Annotated in this window: 21 protein-coding genes; 10 read left to right on the top strand and 11 right to left on the bottom strand. The window is 45.1% G+C overall.

Annotated features, from left to right (window positions below):
• Positions 1–118 precede the first annotated feature (118 nt).
• Positions 119–2785: a YhgE/Pip domain-containing protein gene (locus V5G21_RS07730; protein WP_251225828.1), complete on the top strand. Its 2667-nt coding sequence runs from the start codon at positions 119–121 to the stop codon at positions 2783–2785.
• 109 nt (positions 2786–2894) lie between these two features.
• Positions 2895–3434 (top strand): GNAT family protein, encoded by a 540-nt coding sequence (locus V5G21_RS07725; protein WP_338465451.1) that lies wholly within the window; start codon positions 2895–2897, stop codon positions 3432–3434.
• Here the strand turns inward: V5G21_RS07725 and V5G21_RS07720 are convergent.
• Together V5G21_RS07720 and V5G21_RS07715 are read right to left on the bottom strand one after the other, a co-directional pair.
• A complete protein-coding gene (locus tag V5G21_RS07720) occupies positions 3421–3912 on the bottom strand; it encodes a DinB family protein (protein WP_251225829.1) in 492 nt (163 codons plus the stop codon). The genes V5G21_RS07725 and V5G21_RS07720 overlap by 14 nt on opposite strands.
• An 80-nt stretch (positions 3913–3992) precedes the next feature.
• Positions 3993–4805: an arylamine N-acetyltransferase gene (locus V5G21_RS07715; protein ID WP_011248662.1), complete on the bottom strand. Its 813-nt coding sequence runs from the start codon at positions 4803–4805 to the stop codon at positions 3993–3995.
• 339 nt (positions 4806–5144) lie between these two features.
• Here V5G21_RS07715 and V5G21_RS07710 point away from each other — a divergent pair, with 339 nt between their 5' ends.
• Entirely contained in the window at positions 5145–6398 is a 1254-nt protein-coding gene (locus tag V5G21_RS07710) for a peptidoglycan-binding protein (RefSeq protein WP_011248661.1), read from the top strand.
• 146 nt (positions 6399–6544) lie between these two features.
• The gene (locus V5G21_RS07705) at positions 6545–7789 is read left to right on the top strand and encodes a DNA polymerase IV (protein WP_011248660.1); all 1245 of its coding nucleotides are present in this window, start codon (positions 6545–6547) and stop codon (positions 7787–7789) included.
• A gap of 57 nt (positions 7790–7846) precedes the next feature.
• Here the strand turns inward: V5G21_RS07705 and V5G21_RS07700 are convergent, their stop codons facing one another.
• From V5G21_RS07700 to galE, 4 genes are all read right to left on the bottom strand, one after another.
• Positions 7847–9073, bottom strand: a complete 1227-nt coding sequence (locus V5G21_RS07700) for a hypothetical protein (RefSeq protein WP_073304463.1) — start codon at positions 9071–9073, stop codon at positions 7847–7849.
• Between the two features lie 71 nt (positions 9074–9144).
• Positions 9145–9417: a GNAT family N-acetyltransferase gene (locus V5G21_RS07695; protein ID WP_011248658.1), complete on the bottom strand. Its 273-nt coding sequence runs from the start codon at positions 9415–9417 to the stop codon at positions 9145–9147.
• Between the two features lie 23 nt (positions 9418–9440).
• Complete coding sequence (locus V5G21_RS07690) at positions 9441–10358, bottom strand: LCP family protein (protein ID WP_035206001.1); 918 nt, start codon at positions 10356–10358, stop codon at positions 9441–9443.
• A gap of 316 nt (positions 10359–10674) precedes the next feature.
• Positions 10675–11691 (bottom strand): UDP-glucose 4-epimerase GalE, encoded by a 1017-nt coding sequence (galE, locus tag V5G21_RS07685; RefSeq protein WP_011248656.1) that lies wholly within the window; start codon positions 11689–11691, stop codon positions 10675–10677.
• 145 nt (positions 11692–11836) lie between these two features.
• On the opposite strand from galE, the gene V5G21_RS07680 reads away from it, so the two are divergent.
• From V5G21_RS07680 to V5G21_RS07670, 3 genes are all read left to right on the top strand, one after another.
• The gene (locus tag V5G21_RS07680) at positions 11837–13096 is read left to right on the top strand and encodes an FtsW/RodA/SpoVE family cell cycle protein (protein WP_035205980.1); all 1260 of its coding nucleotides are present in this window, start codon (positions 11837–11839) and stop codon (positions 13094–13096) included.
• A gap of 751 nt (positions 13097–13847) precedes the next feature.
• Positions 13848–14285, top strand: a complete 438-nt coding sequence (locus V5G21_RS07675; RefSeq protein WP_035205982.1) for an HIT family protein — start codon at positions 13848–13850, stop codon at positions 14283–14285.
• Between the two features lie 200 nt (positions 14286–14485).
• Complete coding sequence (locus V5G21_RS07670) at positions 14486–14956, top strand: nucleoside deaminase (protein ID WP_011248653.1); 471 nt, start codon at positions 14486–14488, stop codon at positions 14954–14956.
• Between the two features lie 263 nt (positions 14957–15219).
• Here V5G21_RS07670 and V5G21_RS07665 read toward each other — a convergent pair whose 3' ends face one another.
• Positions 15220–15708: a tetratricopeptide repeat protein gene (locus V5G21_RS07665; RefSeq protein WP_035205984.1), complete on the bottom strand. Its 489-nt coding sequence runs from the start codon at positions 15706–15708 to the stop codon at positions 15220–15222.
• 30 nt (positions 15709–15738) lie between these two features.
• The gene (locus V5G21_RS07660) at positions 15739–16662 is read right to left on the bottom strand and encodes an LCP family protein (protein WP_035205986.1); all 924 of its coding nucleotides are present in this window, start codon (positions 16660–16662) and stop codon (positions 15739–15741) included.
• Between the two features lie 297 nt (positions 16663–16959).
• Here V5G21_RS07660 and V5G21_RS07655 point away from each other — a divergent pair, with 297 nt between their 5' ends.
• The 3 genes from V5G21_RS07655 (at position 16960) to V5G21_RS07645 (ending at position 19212) form a co-directional block, all read left to right on the top strand.
• Positions 16960–17661: a YveK family protein gene (locus tag V5G21_RS07655; protein WP_011248650.1), complete on the top strand. Its 702-nt coding sequence runs from the start codon at positions 16960–16962 to the stop codon at positions 17659–17661.
• A 21-nt stretch (positions 17662–17682) separates the two neighbouring features.
• Positions 17683–18378 carry a CpsD/CapB family tyrosine-protein kinase gene (locus tag V5G21_RS07650; RefSeq protein ID WP_011248649.1) on the top strand — a complete coding sequence of 232 codons (696 nt, stop codon included), beginning with the start codon at positions 17683–17685 and terminating at the stop codon, positions 18376–18378.
• 63 nt (positions 18379–18441) lie between these two features.
• On the top strand, positions 18442–19212 hold the full coding sequence (locus tag V5G21_RS07645) for a tyrosine-protein phosphatase (RefSeq protein ID WP_011248648.1): 771 nt from the start codon (positions 18442–18444) through the stop codon (positions 19210–19212).
• 449 nt (positions 19213–19661) lie between these two features.
• On the opposite strand, the gene V5G21_RS07640 is transcribed toward V5G21_RS07645, so the two are convergent.
• From V5G21_RS07640 to V5G21_RS07630, 3 genes are read right to left on the bottom strand one after another with little or no spacing between them, the layout of a single operon-like run.
• Entirely contained in the window at positions 19662–20111 is a 450-nt protein-coding gene (locus V5G21_RS07640; RefSeq protein ID WP_095236368.1) for a hypothetical protein, read from the bottom strand.
• Positions 20112–20906: a DUF3100 domain-containing protein gene (locus V5G21_RS07635; RefSeq protein WP_095254537.1), complete on the bottom strand. Its 795-nt coding sequence runs from the start codon at positions 20904–20906 to the stop codon at positions 20112–20114.
• 57 nt (positions 20907–20963) lie between these two features.
• Positions 20964–21815, bottom strand: coding sequence for an NAD(P)-dependent oxidoreductase (locus V5G21_RS07630; RefSeq protein WP_095254535.1), 852 nt, complete (start codon positions 21813–21815; stop codon positions 20964–20966).
• Between the last annotated feature and the right edge of the window lie 3 nt (positions 21816–21818).

Below are 21818 nucleotides of genomic sequence, written 5' to 3'. Positions count from 1 at the left end.
GCCGTACAAGGGTTTGTTCTCTTTTGTACTCTTCGTGGATAAATATTGTCTATTTTGAGTCGCTCATGTATGATTAGGAAATACTAATGTTACTGATGGAAGGAGTAAGGTGGTTTCAATGAAGCAAATTAGCCAAATTATAAAACAAGATTTGCGCAATTTAAAGCGCGTTCCGCTTGTTGCGCTTTTGCTTGTTGGCTTGGCATTCTTGCCGTCATTATATGCTTGGTTCAATGTCGCTGCTTCTTGGGACCCTTATAGCAACACGAACCAAATCAAAGTGGCCGTTGTGAACGAGGATGCTGGCGCCGAAGTCAACGGAGAACAGTTTAAAGTCGGAGATGAGCTTGTTGAAAATCTCAAAAAGAACGACAAAATGGGTTGGACGTTTGTCGATCGAGCCACGGCGGAAGAAGGAGTCAAAAAGGGCGATTATTACGCAAGTGTGTATATAGGCAAAGATTTTTCCGAAAAGTTGACGAGTGTTCTTGACGGGGAGCCAGCCGCTCCTGAAGTTCGCTATACAGTCAATGAAAAACTGAATGCGATCGCTCCAAAGATGACATCAGCAGGAGCTTCTGCGATTGTCGAGGAAATTTCCGAGCAATTTTTAGAAGAAGCATCTACTGCTTTGTTTACGGAATTTAACGAGATTGGCGTTGAACTTGAGAATGAATTGCCAACGATTCGTAAAATCGAAAACAATATTTTTAAGCTAGAGGAACGGTTTCCAGAAATCAATGAGCTAGGGGAAAAGGTGCTTGAACTTCAAAACGACTGGCCGGTGATCAAGGAAAAAGTCGAAAGCGTCATCGGGATGACGGAACATTTTTCAGACATAAACGAAGCAGCTGGGTACGTATTGGAGATTGAAGAACGATTGCCGGAAATCCATACGCTTAGCGAGCGCCTCGCCCAGTTGGAAGAACGGATTCCTGAAATAGAGGCGGCAGCGGACAAACTTGTAGAAATTGGCGGCCACTTTGGCGAAGTGGAAGAGCAAATAGAGGAAGCGCTCGAAATCGTTCAGACAGCCCAGGAAGCAATTGGGCGCGCTCAGGAGGCGCTGCCACATGCTGCGGAAATGGCCGGTCATGCACAAGATTATTTAGAAGGCGCCCAAAATGTTCTGAATGAAGTAGAAGGGGCGATCGATCCTCTTGTTGATGTGATCAACCGGCAAGCAAGCTTTGTCGAGCAAGGCGCAAACGCAGTCGAGGCCGCTCTGTCAGGCGATTCATCGGACGCGCTTTTGGAACAGCTTCGTTCAGCCAATGAGGTGCTTGCTGCAAATGGGCAAGCATTAACGCAAGCGATCAACTTTCTCAGTGAATTAAATGAACCATTGCCTGGAAAAGAGCTAAGTCCGGCAATTGAGTCCCTTTCCGAAGCACGAGACAAAACGAGCAGTTTGCAGGAAAACGTTCAATCCGCCATCGCTACATTGGAGGCAGGAGGAGAGCTTGATTCACAAACGGTAGAGTCTTTAAGAGAACAAGCGCAAGCGACGGCTCAATCTGCCCAACATGTTCAACAATACTTAGCGAACGGCGGGGCAGACGTCATTAAAGGGGCCGTTAGCCAATTAGGCCAGGCGGCTGAGGATGCAGGCGACGATTTGGCCGCTGCTGAAGAACGCCTCCCTGATTTAGAGGAGATGTTAAATCAAGCTTCAGCGATTAGCGTAACAGGCGAAGAACAACTCAACAATTTGCTGGAAGAGTTGCCTGCCATTGAAGAGCGTGTCAATGAGGCGATTAACTTAGTTGAAAATGGACTGCCAGAAGTGATTGCGACCATTAAGGGCATCAACTCGTTTATGAGCAATGATTTTCCAGCAATTGAGGAACGAATTCATGAGGCCGCCGATTTTATTCGTGACGATTTGCCATCATTGGAAGAAGAATTCTCTGAGATGGCAGAAAAAGTTGAGGAAGCTCTTCCTGAATTTGAAGAAGCGTTAAACCATATTGCTACATTTGTGAATGGGGAATTGCCAGGATTAGAGGAGACCGTTGGCGAAGCAGCTGACCGCATCCGCGAGTTTGAAGAAAACACCGATCTTGAAGAATTGATTGGATTGTTGAAAAACGATATTGAAAAAGAGAGTGCGTTTTTCGCAGAACCAGTCAAACTAATTGAGGATCAATTATACGCCGTTCCAAACTACGGGTCAGCCAATGCGCCATTCTACACAGCCCTTTCTCTGTGGGTAGGCGCGTTGCTGTTGGCGAACTTGTTAAAAACCGATGTTCACCCAGTTGATATGAGGGAAGAATACAAGGCGCACCACGTTTATCTTGGCCGCCTCGTGCTGTTCTTGTTAGTCGGTTTCTTTCAAGCGCTCATTGTGAGCATTGGCGATCTCCTTGTACTTGGAGTCTATGCAGCCCATCCCGTTTGGTTCGTCGTGTTTTCCGTACTGGTTGGTTCCGTTTTTATGACGATTGTTTATACGCTAGTGTCGGTTTTTGGTAATATCGGTAAAGCGTTGGCCATTATTTTTATGGTGCTGCAATTATCAGGTGCCGGAGGAACGTTTCCAATACAAGTGGCACCGCCATTTTTCCAAGCGATCCATCCGTTTTTGCCGTTTACGTATGCGATTAATTTGCTAAGGGAGGCAGTTGGGGGAATCGTCGCTGAAGCAGTCTGGATCAATATTGGCGTGCTTGCCCTCTTTCTTGTACTCGCTCTGCTGTTCGGCTTGTTGTTGAAGAAGCCACTTGCCGAGCGAATGCAAAAAACAACGGAAAAATCCCGGTCGAGCCGGATGATTGATTGATTTGAGCAAAGGAAGTGGGAAACCCCTTCCTTTGCTTTTTTTAACGAGGTAGTTTCCTTTAGCAATGATTTCTAGGTATAATAGAAAAGCATAAAAGGGGAGAGGACAAATGAGGATAACTGGCACTACCGTTTACTTAAGGCCTGTGCAAAAAAACGATATGAGTAGCTTTTTTAATGCAGTCCAAGATGAAGAAATACGCTATATGACTGGCACAACAAAGACATTTACAATGGAGCAATTGTATGAACACTATGAGCGAATGACCAATGATGAGCATCGCTTTGATTTTGCGATTTGTTTGCTCCATAGTGATGAGGTGCTTGGCGATTTATCGATTTTAGAAATCGACGAGACCAACCAAAAAGCCGGGTTTAGAATTGCCTTGCATCATCAACATGTTTTAAATAAAGGGTACGGAACAGAAGCAATCCAATTAGCACTTCGGTTTGCCTTTGAGCAACTTAAACTAAACCGGCTACAATTGGAAGTATTCTCTCATAACAAAAGAGGCATAAAAGCTTATGAAAAAGCAGGTTTTAAAATAGAAGGCGTATTGAGACAGTCTCTTTATCTGAATAATCAATACTCAGACGAGATCATTATGGCAATGATACAGACCGATTACAAGGATCTTAGAGATACTTGAAAAAAACATAATCGGTCGGCACGCCTGTTAGCCCCAGTTGCCGCAGCATTGCCGTGATGTTGCCGCGATGGTAAGTACCATGGTTGGCGACATGGAAAACGAGGTCTTCTAATGGACAAACCAACTTGCCGAACCGTCGGTGTTCAATTTCAATCGGCCGGCTAAGGTCGTTAGCTGCGAAAAATTGTCTAAAGTTTTGTGCTACTTCTTGGTAAGCTTCCTGATAAACGGCCAAAGAGGCACCAGCCACTTGCTTGCTTTTTTCGGTTTTTATTTCGACGATCTCGTTAAAATTTTTTCCCTGCATGACATTAAGCCAGGTAATGTCTGCTGTGTAAATATGGGTAAGCACTTCCGCTATTGAAGAAAACACGCTCGTTACTTGACGCGTTAACATTCCTTCTTCCTGGGCGCTCAGGTGGGCAAAAACTTGGTTGTTCGCCCATACGTGGTAATCATATAATTGGCTCGCGTTCATACGTCCAGCTCCCTCTGTTAATTGACGCTACATACTAATTCGTTACGGGACTTCAAAAAACCTTCTCACCGCATGCCGTTTTAGGCTTGTTTAGCAAAAGGGTCAATTCCGATTTTAGTGAGTGCAGCGATTGCTTGCCGAACAGGCAAATTTGGCAAGTTAAACTCATTGGCCAGCACGTCTTCAATGGCTTCAACGGAAGAGAGGGTCGTCGTTGTCCGTTCACCATTGCTTTTACTAATCGTAAAGCGGTTATTAACAAGCGAGACGCTTCTTTGTTGGTGAAGCTGGTACAATTGGCAACGCAACAGCCCCATGAATGTCGCTGTTGGCTGATAAGAAGCAGAAACGAGCCCTTGGAAATCAGCGATTTGGTAGCTTTTCTCCTGTTGAAAAGACCACGTTTTTCCAGTCTGTGCGCCATTCAGGTAGCGTTTGTAATCGAATAACCGATCTTCTCTCGCGGTAATCGCAACGACATCATTGCCAAATGTGCGTTCTGTTTTTGGCAAGTGAAGAGGCACTGCTTCAAAGAATGGGGCTGCTGCGCCACAATCGACGTAATAACGAGTGCCGTCGAGCAATACGATTATGCCCATGTGTTCGCCGCCAAGCATAGCCAGTTGGCTGTTAAAACCGAGTTGGTTCAATAAAAGATGGACGTTTCCGTTCATTGAATAACAAGTTCCGCCAGCATCGAGTGTGCGGCGCGCTTGAAGAAACTCATTTACAGAAGGCAATCCTTCCATCCCGTTTAGCCAACGGGTCAATTTGCTCATGTTCTCAAACGGGAATGTTTGCAAGTGGGCTGTACAAATCGCATTGAGAAAAGGGAGTGAAGGCGGTTGCCGTTCTAATCCCAATAGCTGCAAATAGACTTTTGACTCGGCCATTTTTAAATGACCTCCTTTTTTATTTTAGCGTAACAGGACATGCCTTTAGCGTCTTCAGCTTTTTGGTGCAGTCGCCCCTCCGTCTTTTGGCTGAGAAATCCGATTAAGAAATTTTCCCAACCTGTGCCTGAAAAGCGGGAAAAGCCCGCCCAGTCTTGATTTTTACATAAAAGGATAGAGGGGTAAGCACTTTTGTAATATTACATTTCAATTACATCGGTAGTCCAGCCGCCATATTTCGTTTAAAATTTACATTCCATAGCCGATATAATTCACGAAGACAACATTCTGTCGAAAAAGGAAAATGAATGGAAAATCACTTTAGAAGGAGGCATTTTCTTGGCACAATCTACTTTCAATAAAGTGCTGTTCTCTTCTGCCGTTGTGGCGGGTATTGCCGTAGTCGCCCCACAAGATGCAGATGCAGCGCTCGGCGACCGTACACTCCGTCAGGGCATGTCTCATCCCGATGTGACTGAACTGCAAAATGCTCTAAAAGAAAAAGGGTTTTTTACATACGGCACTGCTACAGGCTATTTTGGCACCCATACTAGAGATGCAGTAATTGCTTACCAAAAAGCGAATAACCTTCTTGTTGACGGGGTTGCTGGCCCACAGACGCTAAGTTCTTTGACAGGAGCGGCTGTATCAGCACCGAATAACAATGGGAATAAAACGGCTGATACGCAGCCATCCAGCAAGACAAGCCTTCTGCGTGTAGGTAGCCGCGGCGGCAGTGTGACAGCGTTACAGGAGGATCTACGAAAGCTCGGCTTCTTCAACCAATCTCCTACTGGCTACTACGGCACGGTAACGCGTGATGCGGTGCGTGCTTTCCAACGGGCGAACAACTTGCAAGCTGATGGGATCGCTGGACCAGCCACACAAGCAGCGCTTAAAAACGGCGGTAATCGTGCTTCAGAAAATGATACACCTTCAAAAAGCAAGCCTGCTTCGTCAACGGGCTCGCTTCGTCTTGGCGATCGCAACAGCCAAGTGACCGATTTGCAAAATCAGCTGCGCTCCCTTGGCTACTTTAATCAGAATGCAACAGGCTATTATGGTGAGGTGACCCGTTCGGCTGTGCGTGAATTCCAAAAAAACAATGGTCTGTCCGCTGATGGGATTGCTGGGCCGCAAACATTTGCGAAACTTAGCAACAGCCCTGCCCCTGTGAACAAAAACCAAACGGTAAACAACAATCAACCTGCTCAGACGAACCAAAACGCAAGCGGACTTGTTTCAGGCTTGATCTCTAGCGCACAGTCGGCCATTGGCGTCCCGTATGCTTGGGGAGGCACTTCTATGTCTGGATTTGACTGTAGTGGATTTATCCAATACATTTTCCGGCAAAATGGTGTTAGCGTTCCTCGAACTGCTTCGGAACAATGGAATAAGGGAACATCCGTTAGTTCACCGAGTGTAGGCGATGTTGTCTTTTTTGAAACCTATAAAGCCGGCCCTTCTCATAATGGCATCTATATAGGCGACAATAAATTCATTCATGCTGGCTCTTCCCGGGGAGTTGAAGTTGCTGACATGAACAATAGTTACTGGAAACCAAGATACTTAGGTGCTAAGCGCCTTCATTAAGAATCAGGCTTTTGCCTGGTTCTTTTTTTGCTCTGACAATAGGAGAGCAATGGCAAAAAATACCGAACGTCTATTCGTTTTTTCTCTTGAATAGGGAACGCACATTCGCATATACTAGAATCAGAACACAGGGGAGGGCAACAAACATGAAGCGGGCAAATGTCATTTTTCTTGTTGATATGGAATCGTTTTATGCGTCGATCGAACATGCGGCCAATCCCCAGTACGATGGGCGCCCCCTTGTCGTTTCTGGGGACGTGAATCGGAGAAGTGGCGTCATTTTGGCGGCATGCCCATTAGCAAAGGCTAAGGGCGTCCGAAATGCTGAGCGCTTATTTGAGGCGCAGCAAAAATGCCCAGACTTAGTTGTTGTGAAACCACATATGCAGCGCTACGTTGATATTTCCCTACAAATTTCAAAAATTCTTGGCACGTTTACCGATTTGGTTGAGCCCTATTCGATTGATGAACAGTTTATGGATGTGACTGGGAGCCAAAAGTTGTTTGGCCCCCCTTATGAAATAGCAGAAAAAGTGAAGCAAGCCATTATGGACCGATTTGGCGTAAAGGCAAGAGTTGGCATCGGCGAAAACAAAGTATTGGCAAAACTAGCATGCGACAATTTTGCCAAGAAAAGCAGTGAAGGGATTTATTGGCTTAGAAAAGACAGTCTTGATCTTGATTTGTGGTGCTTGCCGATTGAAAAACTGTTTGGCGTTGGCCGGAAAATGAGCGTCCACCTTCGCAATATGGGGATTCGAACGATTGGTCAACTGGCGCAAACGGATGGCGCACGGATAAAGAAACGTTTTGGCGTCCATGGCCAAGTTTTATGGATGTCAGCCAATGGCGAAGATTACTCACCTGTAACAAGAGCCGCCCATGCCCGTCGTAAAGGGTATGGAAATGGGATGACGCTGCCTCGGGACTATGTGAAAAAGGAGGACATTTGTGTCGTGTTGCTTGAGTTATGCGAGGAAGTATGCGCGCGTTTGAGGCAGGATGGCTGGATGGGGAGTACGGTTTCCCTAAGTGTCAATGGTGCCGATTTCGTTGAAAAACGTGGGTTTCACCGGCAGTATACGATTCCTTTTGAAACCAACATTACAATGGAAGTATACGAAGCGGCGTGCGCGTTGCTTGAACGGTTTTGGGACGGTTATCCAATCCGCCGTTTAAGCATAGGTGTGAGCAACTTGCAAAGTGACCAAAATTGGCAGCTTAGCTTATTTGACGACAATGCGAGCAGAGATCGTCTGTCAACGATTGGTTATGTGATGGACGGCATCCGCCAAAAATATGGGAAGCTCGCGATCCAGCGTGCTTCTTCGTTGCAAAAAGCGTCACAGCTTCGAGACAGAAGCCAAAAAATTGGCGGCCATTATAAATGAGCCGTTCAAAAAAGCTCCCCGTGCTAAGAAGCGGTCGGGAAGCTTGATGTTTTCGCTTTATTTCACTGTTTGCTTTTCTGTAGCCGTTGCAAGGCAGGCAAGAAGTTGTTCCAAGACAAGGGAATCAATTGCTTGTTCGCTTGTGTGGACCGATAAATCAAGAATACGACCATCTGCCAGTTCTTTAATGAGCGTGATACTGCTAAATTCATCTTCACTGTTCGCGTCGGCGAAGGCGTAATCATACCAATCGAGAGCATCGGTTAGCGGCCACTTGATTTCTGTGCGTGCAGAACGGAGCGCATTAATGTGCATATCGGCAGGTACGTCTGGATGGGCGAGGCCGATAATAATGGAAATCGGCGCAAACAGTTGGTTTTGTTCATTCCAAAAACTATAAGACTGGTCCCCTAAACGACGCATTTGGTAGCCTTCAGGCAATTGGATCTCAAGTGTGTCAAACAGCACAAAGGTATGGGCAAGAACGGAATGGGCTTCCCCGTCATAGAAGAATGGCACTTCCGCAACTAGGCTTTCTTCAGGCGTGTTTGCTTCGGCGCTAGGCTTGCCACTTAATTTTTGAGCTAAAGGAACGGTAGCCAAGTCCTCATCAATAGAATGCTCGCCTTTGTCGCTTTCATGATTAGCAGAAACGAGAATCGCGTGGAACAAGCTGACCGCTTCTTCATAAGCTTCGCTGTCCTGTTCCCTTAAATCGGCAGGCAAAGAGAGCGCAGCTACATACATATGATCTCGTTTTTCATCAAAGCGGACAAGACGATGAACGATGCCATGGCTGTCATCAACGGTCAAATAATAATCAAAACCAAGCTCAGGAAACCAATGTGTATCAATTTCCACAGGCTCGCTTTCGTTGGAACGAAGAGCAAGTGTTGTGTAATCATGGCGCAACGTCCAATCTTTATCGGAAGGGAGCGGCTCCGTGCTGACGGAAACTTGAAAAGAAGGATCTTGGTCCGACACAAAAGTTAGCATATTGGCTGTTTCAACGACTTCAAAGCCCTCTGGTACTAAATAGGTTTTATCAAACGGAGCTGTTGCTGCCCGAGCGGAAAGGATGTCGGTTTTATCCCCGTTGACAACTGTCAACGCTTGTTCCTCTGGCTGTTGTTCCTCAGAGGCATCATTGCCTTGGGAAACATCGTCCTTATTGGGAGCGGGGCTCGCTTCAGGGGCTTGGCAGCCAGAAAGCAATATAGCAGCAAAGAGGCCGAAACCGCTTAATGTTCGCAATGATCGGCGAAGAAAAGGGTGTATCCTCATTGACTGTTCCTCCATCATCATTTGTTGACTGTCCCATATTCTAACACGAAAGAGAGACTAGAACGAGAAAATCATGTAATCGCCAACTCTTGGTATTCAGGATGTTTATCAAACTCGGCTTTCGCAAACGGGCAAATGGGATCGATTTTTTTGCCTTGTTTTTTCATATCGGCTACGAAAGAAGCGACGAGTTTTGCGCCAATGCCTGATCCACGACTATCAGGATCCACAAAGGTATGGTCAATGACCATATGGGTGTCTTCTTCAAAAAAGGTTAATTCGCCCACTGTTTTTCCCGCTTCTGTCTTAAACGAGTAACGTTTAGGTTGTTTGTCAATATTCATGCTATCTCCTCGTTTTATGGCGTTTAATCAATTGTTAAATGAGTGCGCAACTCATTGCCAATGCGTTCTACTTCTTCCTGTGGCAAGACCGCGAACCAAAGGCCGTCGACTGTCTCCTCACGGTAAGCCACATCGAGCTGCTTAATCGACTGTGCGGCAGGGCGATAAGCAGAAACATAATGGAGCATTTCTGTAAGTGTCAAATCCGTTTCGATGGCATCGCTAAGGGATTGTAGAAACGCAGGGATGTTCGCCAAGTTGCCAACTTGCAAACCTTTAGTGATGGCGCTTTCCATGACGTCGCGTTGACGGCTTGTCCGACCTGCATCCCCGGCAGGGTCCTCTTTACGCATCCGTACATAAGCAAGGGCTTTTTCGCCATTCAGTGAGAGTGTTCCTTTTGGGAAATCGTATCCATCGATCGAGAAGCTTTTTTCATTAACCACGGAAACACCGCCAAGGGTATTAATGACATCAACAAAGCCGTCCATATCAACGGCAATATAATGGTCGATAGGAATATGAAGCAGCTCCTCAACCGTTTGCACCATTAAATCAGGCCCTCCATAAGCATGGGCATGGTTCAGCTTATCGGCCATGCTACGGCCAGCAATCTGGACTTTCGTATCCCGTGGGATGCTTACAAGCTTAACCGATTGTGCTTTGGCATTGACCGTTGCTACCATTAGTGCATCTGAACGGCCATAGCCGGATCCAGCGGTTTTATCAATGCCGGCAATTAGTAAGGCGAGTGGTTCGCCTGGCTCTGCGGTGGCCTCCCGCTTTTCAGAAATGCCCCCGTTGTCGATTCTGCTATGAAGAGGGGTATGCATGTTGTTGTTGGCATGTAAGACAGCTTCATATATGGAATAGCCAAAGCCAACAAACAAAAGCAAGCCGACCGCCAAACAAGCAATGACTCCTTTTGTGTACGAGTTCATCAAAAAACGATCCTTTCCAAACGTCTTTCTTACCATACCCGCTTTCAGAAATAAGCAAGCTGCAAATGTGTATCCTTAGTCTCAACGGAAGTCACGGGGTGTATACGGGCAATTGAAAACACGTATGAAAAGCATAGCTTTTTGTGTGGGCATTTACGTTTAGCAACAGGCTGCTAGGCATATCGGTCAATATCGATAATAGCTTGCTCTGTTTTGTTATTCAAGCTATTTTCGGTTGAGGCGGTTTGGTTCAATCTGGAAATGGAGCCTTCCCTATGAAAGGCTCCATTTCCATTTAACAACGATTGACCTTTATTTACTTGCTTTCAAGCTGTGCTTTGCGGTGGACTTGCCAACGCCAAGAGTCTTCACACATTTCTATAAGCGTCCGCTTTGCTTCCCACTGAAGTTCAGTTCTTGCTTTCGTGGGATCGGCATAGCTGACAGGGGCATCACCTGGACGACGGGGGCCGATTTTTTTCGGAATCGTGATGCCAGTCGCTTTTTCAAAGGCGTCAACCACTTCAAGAACGCTGTAGCCAGTGCCTGTTCCCAAGTTATATGCTTGCACACCTGTATATGTTTCGATTTTTTTGAGCGCTTGCAAGTGGCCCAAAGCAAGGTCAACAACATGGATGTAGTCGCGGATGCATGTCCCATCTTTTGTCGGGTAATCATCGCCAAAAACAGACAGTTGTTCACGCACGCCGGCAGCAACCTGGGTAATATAAGGCATCAAATTATTTGGGATCCCGCTTGGCTCTTCGCCAATCAGGCCGCTTTTATGGGCGCCGATTGGGTTAAAATAGCGTAGCAGTGAAATGCGCCAGTTGTTATTAGAAGTCGCTAAATCACGTAGCATGTCCTCAATAATGATTTTGGTATTGCCGTAAGGGTTGACGGCTTTTAACGGCGCGTTTTCTTCAATTGGAACTTGTTCAGGCAATCCGTACACGGTTGCTGATGAACTGAAAACGAGTTTGTATACACCATATTTTTCCATCGTTTTGCATAATTGAATCGTGCTGCCGATGTTCGTTTCATAATAATGAAGCGGTTTTTCGACCGATTCGCCGACAGCTTTTAAACCGGCAAAATGGATCACCGCTTCAATGTTGTTTTCAGCGAAAACCGTTTCTAAACGAGAGGAATCAAGCAAATTAATGTCATAAGTCTTCACTTTTTTGCTAGTAATTTCTTCAATGCGGTTAACCGTATCAGGTCCGCTGTTGGAAAAATTATCAACTATGATAACGTCATAGCCTTCTGTTAAAAGTTCAACGCAAGTGTGGCTGCCAATGTAGCCGGCACCGCCTGTAACGAGAATGGACATAGTATCCCTCCACGGTATACAAAGTAAGTGTTATTCACTCTAGTATACCAGAAATGCAAAAAACAAAATATAGAAGAAAGAACGAACAATCTTGAGGAAAAAGCATGATAAAATAAAAGAAAAATCCCGGGGGCTGAATCGATCAATGGAGCAAGAAAAATCATGGCGCGATAGGATTGACTATACGCTCTTGTTTCTCGTGTTTGTGTTAGGTTGTCTGAGTATCATGGCCATTTACGCAGGCACAACCACCCAGTTTTTCAGTGCTGAAGACTATGAAAAGTATCGCCATGTGTTTGCCCTTTCGCAAGCAAAATGGTTTTTAATCGGATTCGTATTAATGGTTGTCGTAATGCTAGTAGACTATGAATATTTAAAACGCTTGACGATTCCTATTTTTGCTTTTGGCATGATCTTGTTGCTATGGGTGCAATTTTTTGGGGTTGAAAATAAAGGCGCCACGCGTTGGATTGGCATTAATGGCACGCCGATTTACCAGCCTTCAGAAGTGATGAAAATCATTCTTGTCCTCACGCTTGCCCATTTAATCGTCGTGCTGAATCAACGATATTCCGAAAAAGGGCTCAAAGCCGATTTAAAAAAGCTCGGCTGGCTTGCTGCTTTTGGGATCCCGCCTTTCTATCTTGTCTTAAAGCAGCCAGACTTGGGAAGCGCACTTGTCCTTGCTGTCATCATTGCCACTGCCATTCTTATGGCCAATGTTTCCTATAAAGTACTAGCCAGTTTGGCCGCACTTGCAGGGGCAGGAATCGCTTTTCTTTATTATTTGCTTTTAAACCATATTGAACTGATTACAAAATATGTGTTAGAAGAACACCAGCTTGTGCGGATTCTCGGGTGGCTATACCCAGAGGAGTATGCATCAGGTTATGCAATGCAAACATTAAATGCGACACGAGGCATTGGCTCCGGCCAATTGACGGGAAGCGGCTTCTTAAATAGTGTCCAAGCCGCTAATGCTTCCACGCCTGAACTCCATACCGATTTTATTTTTGCCGTTATTGGGGAGGAATTTGGCTTTCTCGGTTCGACTGTTGTCATTTGCGTCTATTTTCTACTTATTTATCGCCTGATTATGCTCGCTCACTCATGCAATGACTTATACGGAACATCAATCATTGCGGGCATTGCTGGCATGTTGACGTTTCAAATTTTCCAAAATATTGCCATGACCATTGGGCTGATGCCTGTCACTGGCATAGCGTTGCCTTTCCTTAGCTATGGAGGCAGTGCGCTCATGACGAATATGGTTGCCATTGGCATTGTTCTCAATATTGGCATGAGGCAAAAAACGTATATGTTCAAGTCAACCAGTGAAGTCGTCGACTCAGACAAAGGGACGCTTATCCCGATGAAAGGAAAACGATTCAAGCTGCCTCTCTAGGTTCGCCCGTCCCCTATAAAGCAACAAGGCTTCCTCGCGTTTGTAAGGGGAAGCCTTGCTTAGTATTGAGGGCGCCAAACGAACCTGAAGTTTCATGAGGAAATTAAGTTGATTCATGCTCTTCTGTTTGAACGACCTGATGCAAATAGAGTTCTTTTCGCTTGCTGAATCAATACAATGCGCCAATAAGAAGAATCGCCGCGGCTAACGCGAATATAAAACGGGCGCCAAATAAATCGGTCAAAAAACCAAAAAGAAGAGTTGAAAGACCAAATGAGGCGAAGCCGGCAGCTTCCTGGGCAGAATATACTCGATCCAGCTCTTTTTCGGGGACAATTGATGCATGGCGACGATGTACAAGAAGGCCGCTTCTTATTTTGAGACGTTTTATTGCAGTTCTTCTGTTATTATACTTGAAAAGAGCATTATAGGCAGATGAAATGGGTTCTTTAAAATGATGTTGCTTTATGAATGTCCTGCATGTTCATGAAAGAATAGACGAAGGCTTGGTTGTCTTCTCTGGTATTGTCTCTTACATTTAAATCAGGCCTTTCATATCGATCTGAATCAAGGACTTGATTATTTGCTTCGATCTATTAGTTGAAACGAAACGTTTAAGGAAATATACAGAAGGGAGAAACTAATGAACGAACGACTTTTTACTTATTGATCATAAAGTAAAAGAATAGAGTTTTCATTTTCGGAAAATGAATGTAGTAAAAATCCTTTTGTACAAGGATGGGTGTTAAAAATGGATAGTGCTGAATGTTTAGGGTGTAAATTAGCTAATAATATAGAGTTTGTTTATAAGGTTTATGAAAATGATTTCGTATCCTGTATATTGGATCACGATCCATTTAATAAAGGACATGTACTAATATTGCCAAAAGAACACTTTGAAGAATTGGATCAGTTAAATAGGAAAACTGCAAATATAATAATTGAAACTTCTCAGATTATATCCAAGGCTATAAAAGCACTATATAAGCCAGACGGAATTACAATATGCCAAAATGGAGGTGTTTTTAGTGAACTAACTCATTTTCATATGCATGTTGTACCTAGGTATATCAATCAATCGTTTGCTCCTTTTTATTCAGAAGAACCATTCCAGAACAGCAAACTGAAGAATGAGTTGTTTGATACGCATAAAGAGCTAGAAGATAAAATCAACCGGTTAATTATGTAAGAAAAACAAGCGCATAGAAATTTAACAACTATAGATGTAGATTTTCCTTTTAATACGTTGAATGAACCTTTTTAAACAAAAAGAGGAATAGAGATCTCCTTATTTTTATTTAAGAAATAAGAAAGTCACTTCTTTAGTAATATAAAAAAGTTCCATCTGAATTGCTTAACAAAGAAATTAAAAAGAGAGGAGAGGCGACGATGGATCATTCCATGTATTTAGCCAAAACGATTCACCTAGCAGCTGAAAGCATTCAAAGCGGGGGTGGTCCTTTTGCGGCGATCATTGTGGACCCAAATGGAGCGATTATTGGCCAAGGCACTAACTCTGTGACGAATGACAATGACCCGACGGCACATGCAGAAGTGGTGGCAATTCGAGATGCGTGCAACACAATTAACGATTTTCAGCTTGAAGGATGTACGCTTTACACAAGTTGTGAGCCATGCCCGATGTGTTTGGGTGCGATTTATTGGGCTCGGCCAAAGGCGGTCTATTTTGCAGCAACGCAAGAGGACGCAGCAGCAGTCGGATTTGACGATGCGTTTATTTACAGAGAAATTGAAAAACCTTATAAGGAGCGGACAATTCCGTTTTATGCGTATGAGATAAACGAGAAAAAGCGCCCGTTCCAAATGTGGGAAGCTCTGGCTACAAAAACCGAGTATTAACTTGCCACATCAGTTGTCAGGCAAAACGCTTGTCAGTTGAGGCAAACAAATAAAACTAAAGGCTAATGCCGCCAATTAGGCGGTTTTTTTGTACTCTCATCAGAATCTTCAATTCATTAATAGACGATTTCCACTTGAAATCCCCTTTGAGCTAAAAAGAGCACAAGGGAAATCCCTTTTTTCAAAAAGGATGCACTTACGGGCGAAAAGAATGAGAGAAAAAAATGCGCTCAAATGAGATTACATTTGAGCGCATCTGGCCATTACTGATCCCAGATTGTATCAAGTTTATCTGCGTAAAAACGAATCGCTTTTTCATAGCTCTTTAAGGCAGTGTCATTTGTCGTATCCGCAATGGTATACAAAAGCTGTTCCATTGCTTCACTGTGCTTGCTGTTGTTGTATAAAGCCATTGCTAAAAAGACTTGCAGTGGTTTACTGTTCGGAAAGAGCGAGCAGCCTTTGCTTAACGTTTTTTCGGCCTTGCCATACTCGCCAAGTACACGGTATGTGCTGCCGAGGCCTAAAAGGGCGCCTTCTAAATCATCGCCTGATAACCCTAAGGCAATCGCCTGTTCATAATGAGGGACAGCTTGGCGCTCTTTCCCTAGCCGATCCAGGCTAGATGCATAGTAGTAGTGGGAAAGAGGGTCATTGGGCTGCTCGGCAAGCAAAGCGGCAAATGTTTCTTGCGAAGCTTCCAGCTTGCCAGCTGCTTGTAAAGAGAATGCTTTTTTTGCTAATGGATGCATTCCATCCCCTCCTTCTATAAAGGAATCGACTTATTCGAGTCCCAAATGTGACAGCATTTCATTTCGCACGCGGGCTTTTTCTTCGTCGCTGACAATGGCGTACCAAATGCCGTCAATCGTTTCCCCTGTATAGGAAACTTCGATTTGTTCGGTTGAACCGAGAGCAGGGCGATATTCAGACTGGTAGTCCCACATGACATCTAATGATAAATCTGTCCGGACAGTGGTGCCGAGCACATCTAGAATCTCGCCGACTTTTGTAATCGAGCCGAGAGAGGCGGACTCTTGCATGAGGGCGTCAATAATGTCTCGTTGTCGGTTTGCTCGTCCGGCATCACCGCGAGGATCGTCATAGCGCATACGTGTGTACTTAAGCGCCTCTTCCCCGTTTAACTCAATCGTTCCTTCTGGGAAATGAGAACCATCCATCTCAAACTCAAAATCATTGTAAACCGTGATGCCACCAAAAGCATCAATTAAACGTTCAAATCCAGCCATATTGATACTAGCGTAATGGTCAATTGGTATGCCATACGCTTCTTCAATCGAATCAATCAGCATTTGTGCGCCGCCATATGCATGGGCATGGTTGATTTTCTCCACCGTGCCGCGGCCAACAATCTCTGCTCGGGTATCACGAGGAATGCTAAGCATTTTCGTTGTCCCTTCTGCCGGGTTTAACGTTAGTACCATAATCGAGTCGGCTCGGCCAACAACTTCGTCTTCGCGGCCTTCCGTTAAATCCACCCCAGTGAGAAGAATCGACATTGGTTCTCCGACTTGAAGGCTAGCGGGGCGAAGCGGAGAAGCGCCTTCGCGGTTTGGAAGAGGGTCATACATTTCATTGGCTGTATGGCGAATGTCGTTGTACAAATAGATACCGTAACCAATCACGCTCAGAAACAGGAGCCCGAAAAGAAGGGCAATGACTTTTAAAACGGTTTTCTTTTTCATAATAAGAATAACGCCTTTCTAATTGAAGATATGGAATTAGGCAACTACTTTCTTAATAGGATAATTAATTTACTACCATTCCACAAGCCTATCTTTTTGTATTTTTAAGTGAAAAATAAAATAAATAGAATCGGGTTATGGGTCACGGTGCTAAAGACCTACTAATTGACGGAAAAGTAAGATAACGGAGGACTAAAGTTTCTTTGAGATAAGCTAGATTTCAGGGTAATTTCTTTGCAAATTATGATATAATTCGTAAAGAGTCAGGGAAGTGACGTCTAGGAGGTATATAAACAAATGGAAGAAACCATAAGTTTGAAAGAAATCTTTCAAACATTGAAACAAAGATGGCGGCTCCTTGTGGCCATTCCGTTCTTTGCTATGCTTGTGAGCGCGATTATTAGCTCGTTTGTACTGACGCCTATGTACGAACGGTCTACACAGCTTCTTGTGAACCAGGCCGTTCCAGAAGGGCAACTAAACCAGCAAGTCGTCCGTAACAATCTTGAACTAATCGATACATATAGCGAGATTATTAAAAGTCCAAGAATTTTAAATGAAGTCATTGAGGCTGAAGGGCTTGATATGACTTACGGCGATTTAGAAGCGGCCGTTTCTGTTGGCAGCCAGAGCAACTCACAGGTGGTGACGATTACGGTCGAGTCAGAAAGTCCAGCTGATGCCACACTTTTGACGAATAGCATTGCGACTGTATTTCAAGAGCAAATTCCCGATATTATGAGCATCGACAATGTGAGCATTCTGTCGGAAGCAGAAATAGGAGAAGACCCAACGCCGGTCAGCCCAAAACCGTTGTTAAATATTGCGATTGCTTTTGTTGTCGGGCTTATGGCAGCAGTCGGTTTGGCCTTCTTGCTTGAATACTTGGATACAACAATAAAAACAGAAAAAGACATCGAAAACATCATTGATTTGCCTGTGCTTGGCGCGGTCTCCAATATGGACAGCGTTGATGCGGCTGCAAAAAAGACGTCTTAGATTTTAGGAAGCAGGTGACTTATGGCACGTCTAACACGCGCGAAGAAAAAGCCAGTCCAGAAAAAACGGCAACTGATTGCCGATGTAAATCGACGTTCACCTATTACTGAACAATACCGTACGATCCGGACGAACATTGAATATTCGGCAGTTGACACGGAAATTAAATCGCTGCTTGTCACATCTGCCGGCCCTGGGGAAGGGAAGTCAACCACCGCATCGAACTTAGCCGTTGTCATCGCCCAAAATGGGCAAACGGTTTTGCTTATTGATGCAGATATGAGAAAGCCGACGGCTCATTATACATTTGGGCTCATGAACAACCGTGGGTTGACGAATGTGCTGACACGCCAACAAAAGCAGGACGATGTGATTCAGGAAACAAACGTCGAGAATGTGTCCCTGTTGACTTGCGGCCCGATCCCACCTAACCCGGCAGAATTGTTAAACTCCAAAATGATGGAGCTTGTATTGCAAGAAGCAAGAGAAAAATTTGATATGGTTATTTTGGACACGCCTCCTGTCATGGCTGTTGCCGATGCGCAAATCCTTGCCAACAAAGTCGATGGTACCATCATTGTTACATCAAGCGGCAAGACGGACAGGGAGCAGTTGCAAAAAACGAAAGAAAACCTCGTCAAGGCGAATGCTCATTTGCTTGGCGTTGTGTTAAACAATAAACCCATTGATGATACAACCTATTATTATTACAAATAACGAAAAAATCGCGATTGCTTTTGCCAGTTGAGCCAGCTAGCATGATGAAAGGAGGGGAAGCAAATGATCGATATCCATTGCCATATTCTCCCTGGTCTAGACGATGGGGCGCAAACAAGCGAAGATAGCTTGGCGATGGCTCGCGAAGCTGTAAAAGAAGGGATTTCTGAAATCATTGCCACCCCCCATCACCAACACCCGTCTTTTCAAAATGATGGTTCTTCCGTCCGTAAAGCAGTAGATGCCTTAAACAATGATTTAGAGGCTGCAGGCATAGAGTTAATCATTCGGCCTGGGCAAGAACTCCGCCTTTATGGCGAAATGACTCAGGGACTGGCTAGCGGGAGCGGTCTTGCACTGGCCGACAGCAAATATGTACTGATTGAATTCCCGAGTTCAGAAGTGCCGGCTTATGCGGCAAGGCTGCTTTATGAAATTGGCAGTGAAGGGTATATTCCTGTGATCGCCCATCCAGAACGGAATAAAGTATTCAAGGAAGATCCAGATAAGCTCTATGAACTGGTGAAAAATGGCGCTCTTACCCAGCTTACGTCTTCCAGCGTGACAGGCTACTTTGGCAAGGATATTGCTACCTTTAGCAGAGAGCTTGTCGAAGCCAACCTTGTCCACGTGCTAGCTTCAGATGCCCACAATTTAGTGAATCGCACATTCCGAATGCAGGAAGCGTTCCACGTATTGGAGGAACACTACGGCCGAGACCTTGTTTACAGCTATCAAGAGAATGCCCGGCTTATTGCGGAAGACAAGCATGTGTACCTTGAGCCGCCAGAACGGGTTGTCAAAAAACGAAAAAAATGGCTAGGTTTGTTTTAAGAAAGAAGTTGCTTGACCAATAGAAGCGCTTGCCAGACGAGGGAAGATGTTAATAAATTGAAGGGACAGGAGCAATGATGTTCTTGTCCAGGAAATTTCAAAGCATCTGAGCGCGGTAAAGGGAAATGTTTATCTAGAAGCTGCCTTTAATTGCAGCTTTGAGGTTGTCGACAAAGTCGATAACCGCCCTCAGACTGATAGAAAACGCTTGTCAGACGAGGAGTGCAGGGGAGGGAAGATGCGAATAGAACGTGGGTTCATGAGCATATGACCGAGGCAAACGACGAAGTATGCGAGCGTTTGTCTACAGTCTGGAAGCTGCCTATAGTGGCAGCTTTTTTATGCATAAAAAAGCCGCCGGAATGTCCGACGGCAGGTGGGGGATACGTGTTAATTAGTATATCCACTAACGAAACGTCTATACATGGGAATCGCTATTTTTGCCATTTTTAGATGATTCCTTGATAACGCAAGACGATTTCAGCGATAATCGCTGAGCCGATTAGTGTACCAAAAAGAACGAGCAAACAAACGACCATTGCTTTCCAACCGATCGCCGCAAAGTCAGCCCATGAACGGCCTATGGCAATACCGGCATAAGCGAGTATAGGCGTGGCAATAGAGAGCAATTGGATGTGGGCTGTGAGCTCAATGACGATTGGGCCCCACGGCGTCTCGGGTAAAGACAATATAATGCCGATGACAATGATATAAACGACACTTGGAATAGGGAAAGGCAGCAACTTTCCAAGAGCTTGCCCAACACAGGCAATCACGATTAGAAGAAGCATGCCAAAGGCAGCCTCACCAGAGAATGCTTGGTAGCCAAGCCAATTGCCAATAAACGCAACAAGACCAACAATAAAGAAGAGCATAAACGATTCTTGGATGGACTTCATCTATGGTCTGTCTCCTTTCCAACGCCTAAACAGCGCATACAACTTTTCTGTTAACGGCAAGGCAATGAAGACGCTCACAAATAAACCAGTGCCATAGGTGAGTAGGTTGCTTGCGCCAGCGAAAGCGATAATTTGCGTCTCAAACTCTGGGTAAGCAGCAATAAGCGCCCCGCTTGCTGCTGCCATCATACTGCCGCTGCCAACTCCAGCAGCCATCGCCAACGATAAAGGGTGGAGTGGGGTGAAAGTAGCTAAAAAACCAGAAATAAGTCCATAAAACAGAGCGCCAAAAACAGTGCCAAATACGTAAACGGTTGTAACCCCTTTGCCTTCTGGAGAGTCAAAGCCGAACTTGTCATAAATAATCCCTAAATTGGGCTCTCGTCCGATAGAGTGGGTCATGCCAATGCTTTCCCGCTTCATTCCTAGCAGCAAAACGGCAACGGGCAGTGCTAAGAAAATGGTGCCGAAATTGCCGATTTCTTGTAAAAGCAAGGCGGGACCAGCAGCAATCACATTTTTCAAGTCTGGCCCTATAGTGACGCCGATTTTGGCGATCAGGAGCGCTACACTGAGCGTAATGATTGGCTCTGCATGTTTGGACTGTGTTTCTTTCACGAGTGGCGTGAAATACAAGGCTAACCCGAATACAAGGGCAAACAGCATCGGCAAGAGCATGATCATTCCTGCTCCTAAGCGAATTTCAATCACGCCAATCATTTCAGCAACGACAACAATGCCTAAGACGAGTAAGTGAAGTCGCCAGTCGGTGAGGAAACGTTTTTGTTTATTCATAGTTCCCGCCTTTCTTATGAATAGGGAAATCGATGGTGCAGAATCATTTCCAGGTAATTAATAAACAGCAGTGGCGTCTTTATCGCCTTTGCCTTGATGGAGCGCTGAGCGGTAGAGCTGGTTGACAGTGCCAGCAGCATGCTGGGGTTTGCGCGAATCTTGCGACAATGCCATGTAGAGTTCAAGATCTTTAGCCATATGCTTTAAGTAGAACAACACATTGTCGTATGAGCCGGAAATTAAATTTTCCCCAAAAACGTCAAGGACGCGATTATGGCCAGAACTTTGTTGGATGATTTGGGCAAGAAGCCGTCTAGATACGCCATGGTCGCTAGCAACCGCCATTGTTTCGCTCAGCAGCGTCGTAATCCCGGCAACAAGCATGTTGTTGCACAGTTTGACCGTTTGCCCGGCCCCAGAATCGCCTACATACAGAATGGTATCGCCGAGTATGTCAAGTAGCGGTTTTACACTGAAGTAAGCTTGTTTGTCGCCGCCAACCATGATTGTTAGCGTTCCGGCCTCAGCTCCAGCAGGCCCCCCGCTGACAGGGCAGTCTAGGTAATGAATTCCTTTGGCAGCAGCGGCTTTTTCCATCGCTAATGTCGTTTGCACATCTGTCGTGCTCAGGTCTAATAAAAAGCCACCCGTTTGTAAATGACAAAGCACGCCTTCTTTGCCTGCAACGGTGTCGGCAACTATGTTCGGTGAAGGGAGAGATAGCAAGACATACTTTGCCTTTTTTGCTACAGCAGCGCTGTTTTCCACAAAGCATGCTCCTTGTTTTTCCAATGGTTCTCGCCATTTGGACATGTCGTCATAAATATAAACGGTATAGCCGGCGCTCAAAAGGGACGTAGCCATCCCTTTTCCCATGGCGCCACAGCCAATAAGACCAACTGTTTTCATCAC

It is taken from the genome of Shouchella rhizosphaerae, from assembly GCF_036700015.1.
Lineage (GTDB): Bacteria > Bacillota > Bacilli > Bacillales > Bacillaceae_D > Shouchella > Shouchella rhizosphaerae.
This window is presented reverse-complemented; position numbering and strand designations above follow the sequence as displayed.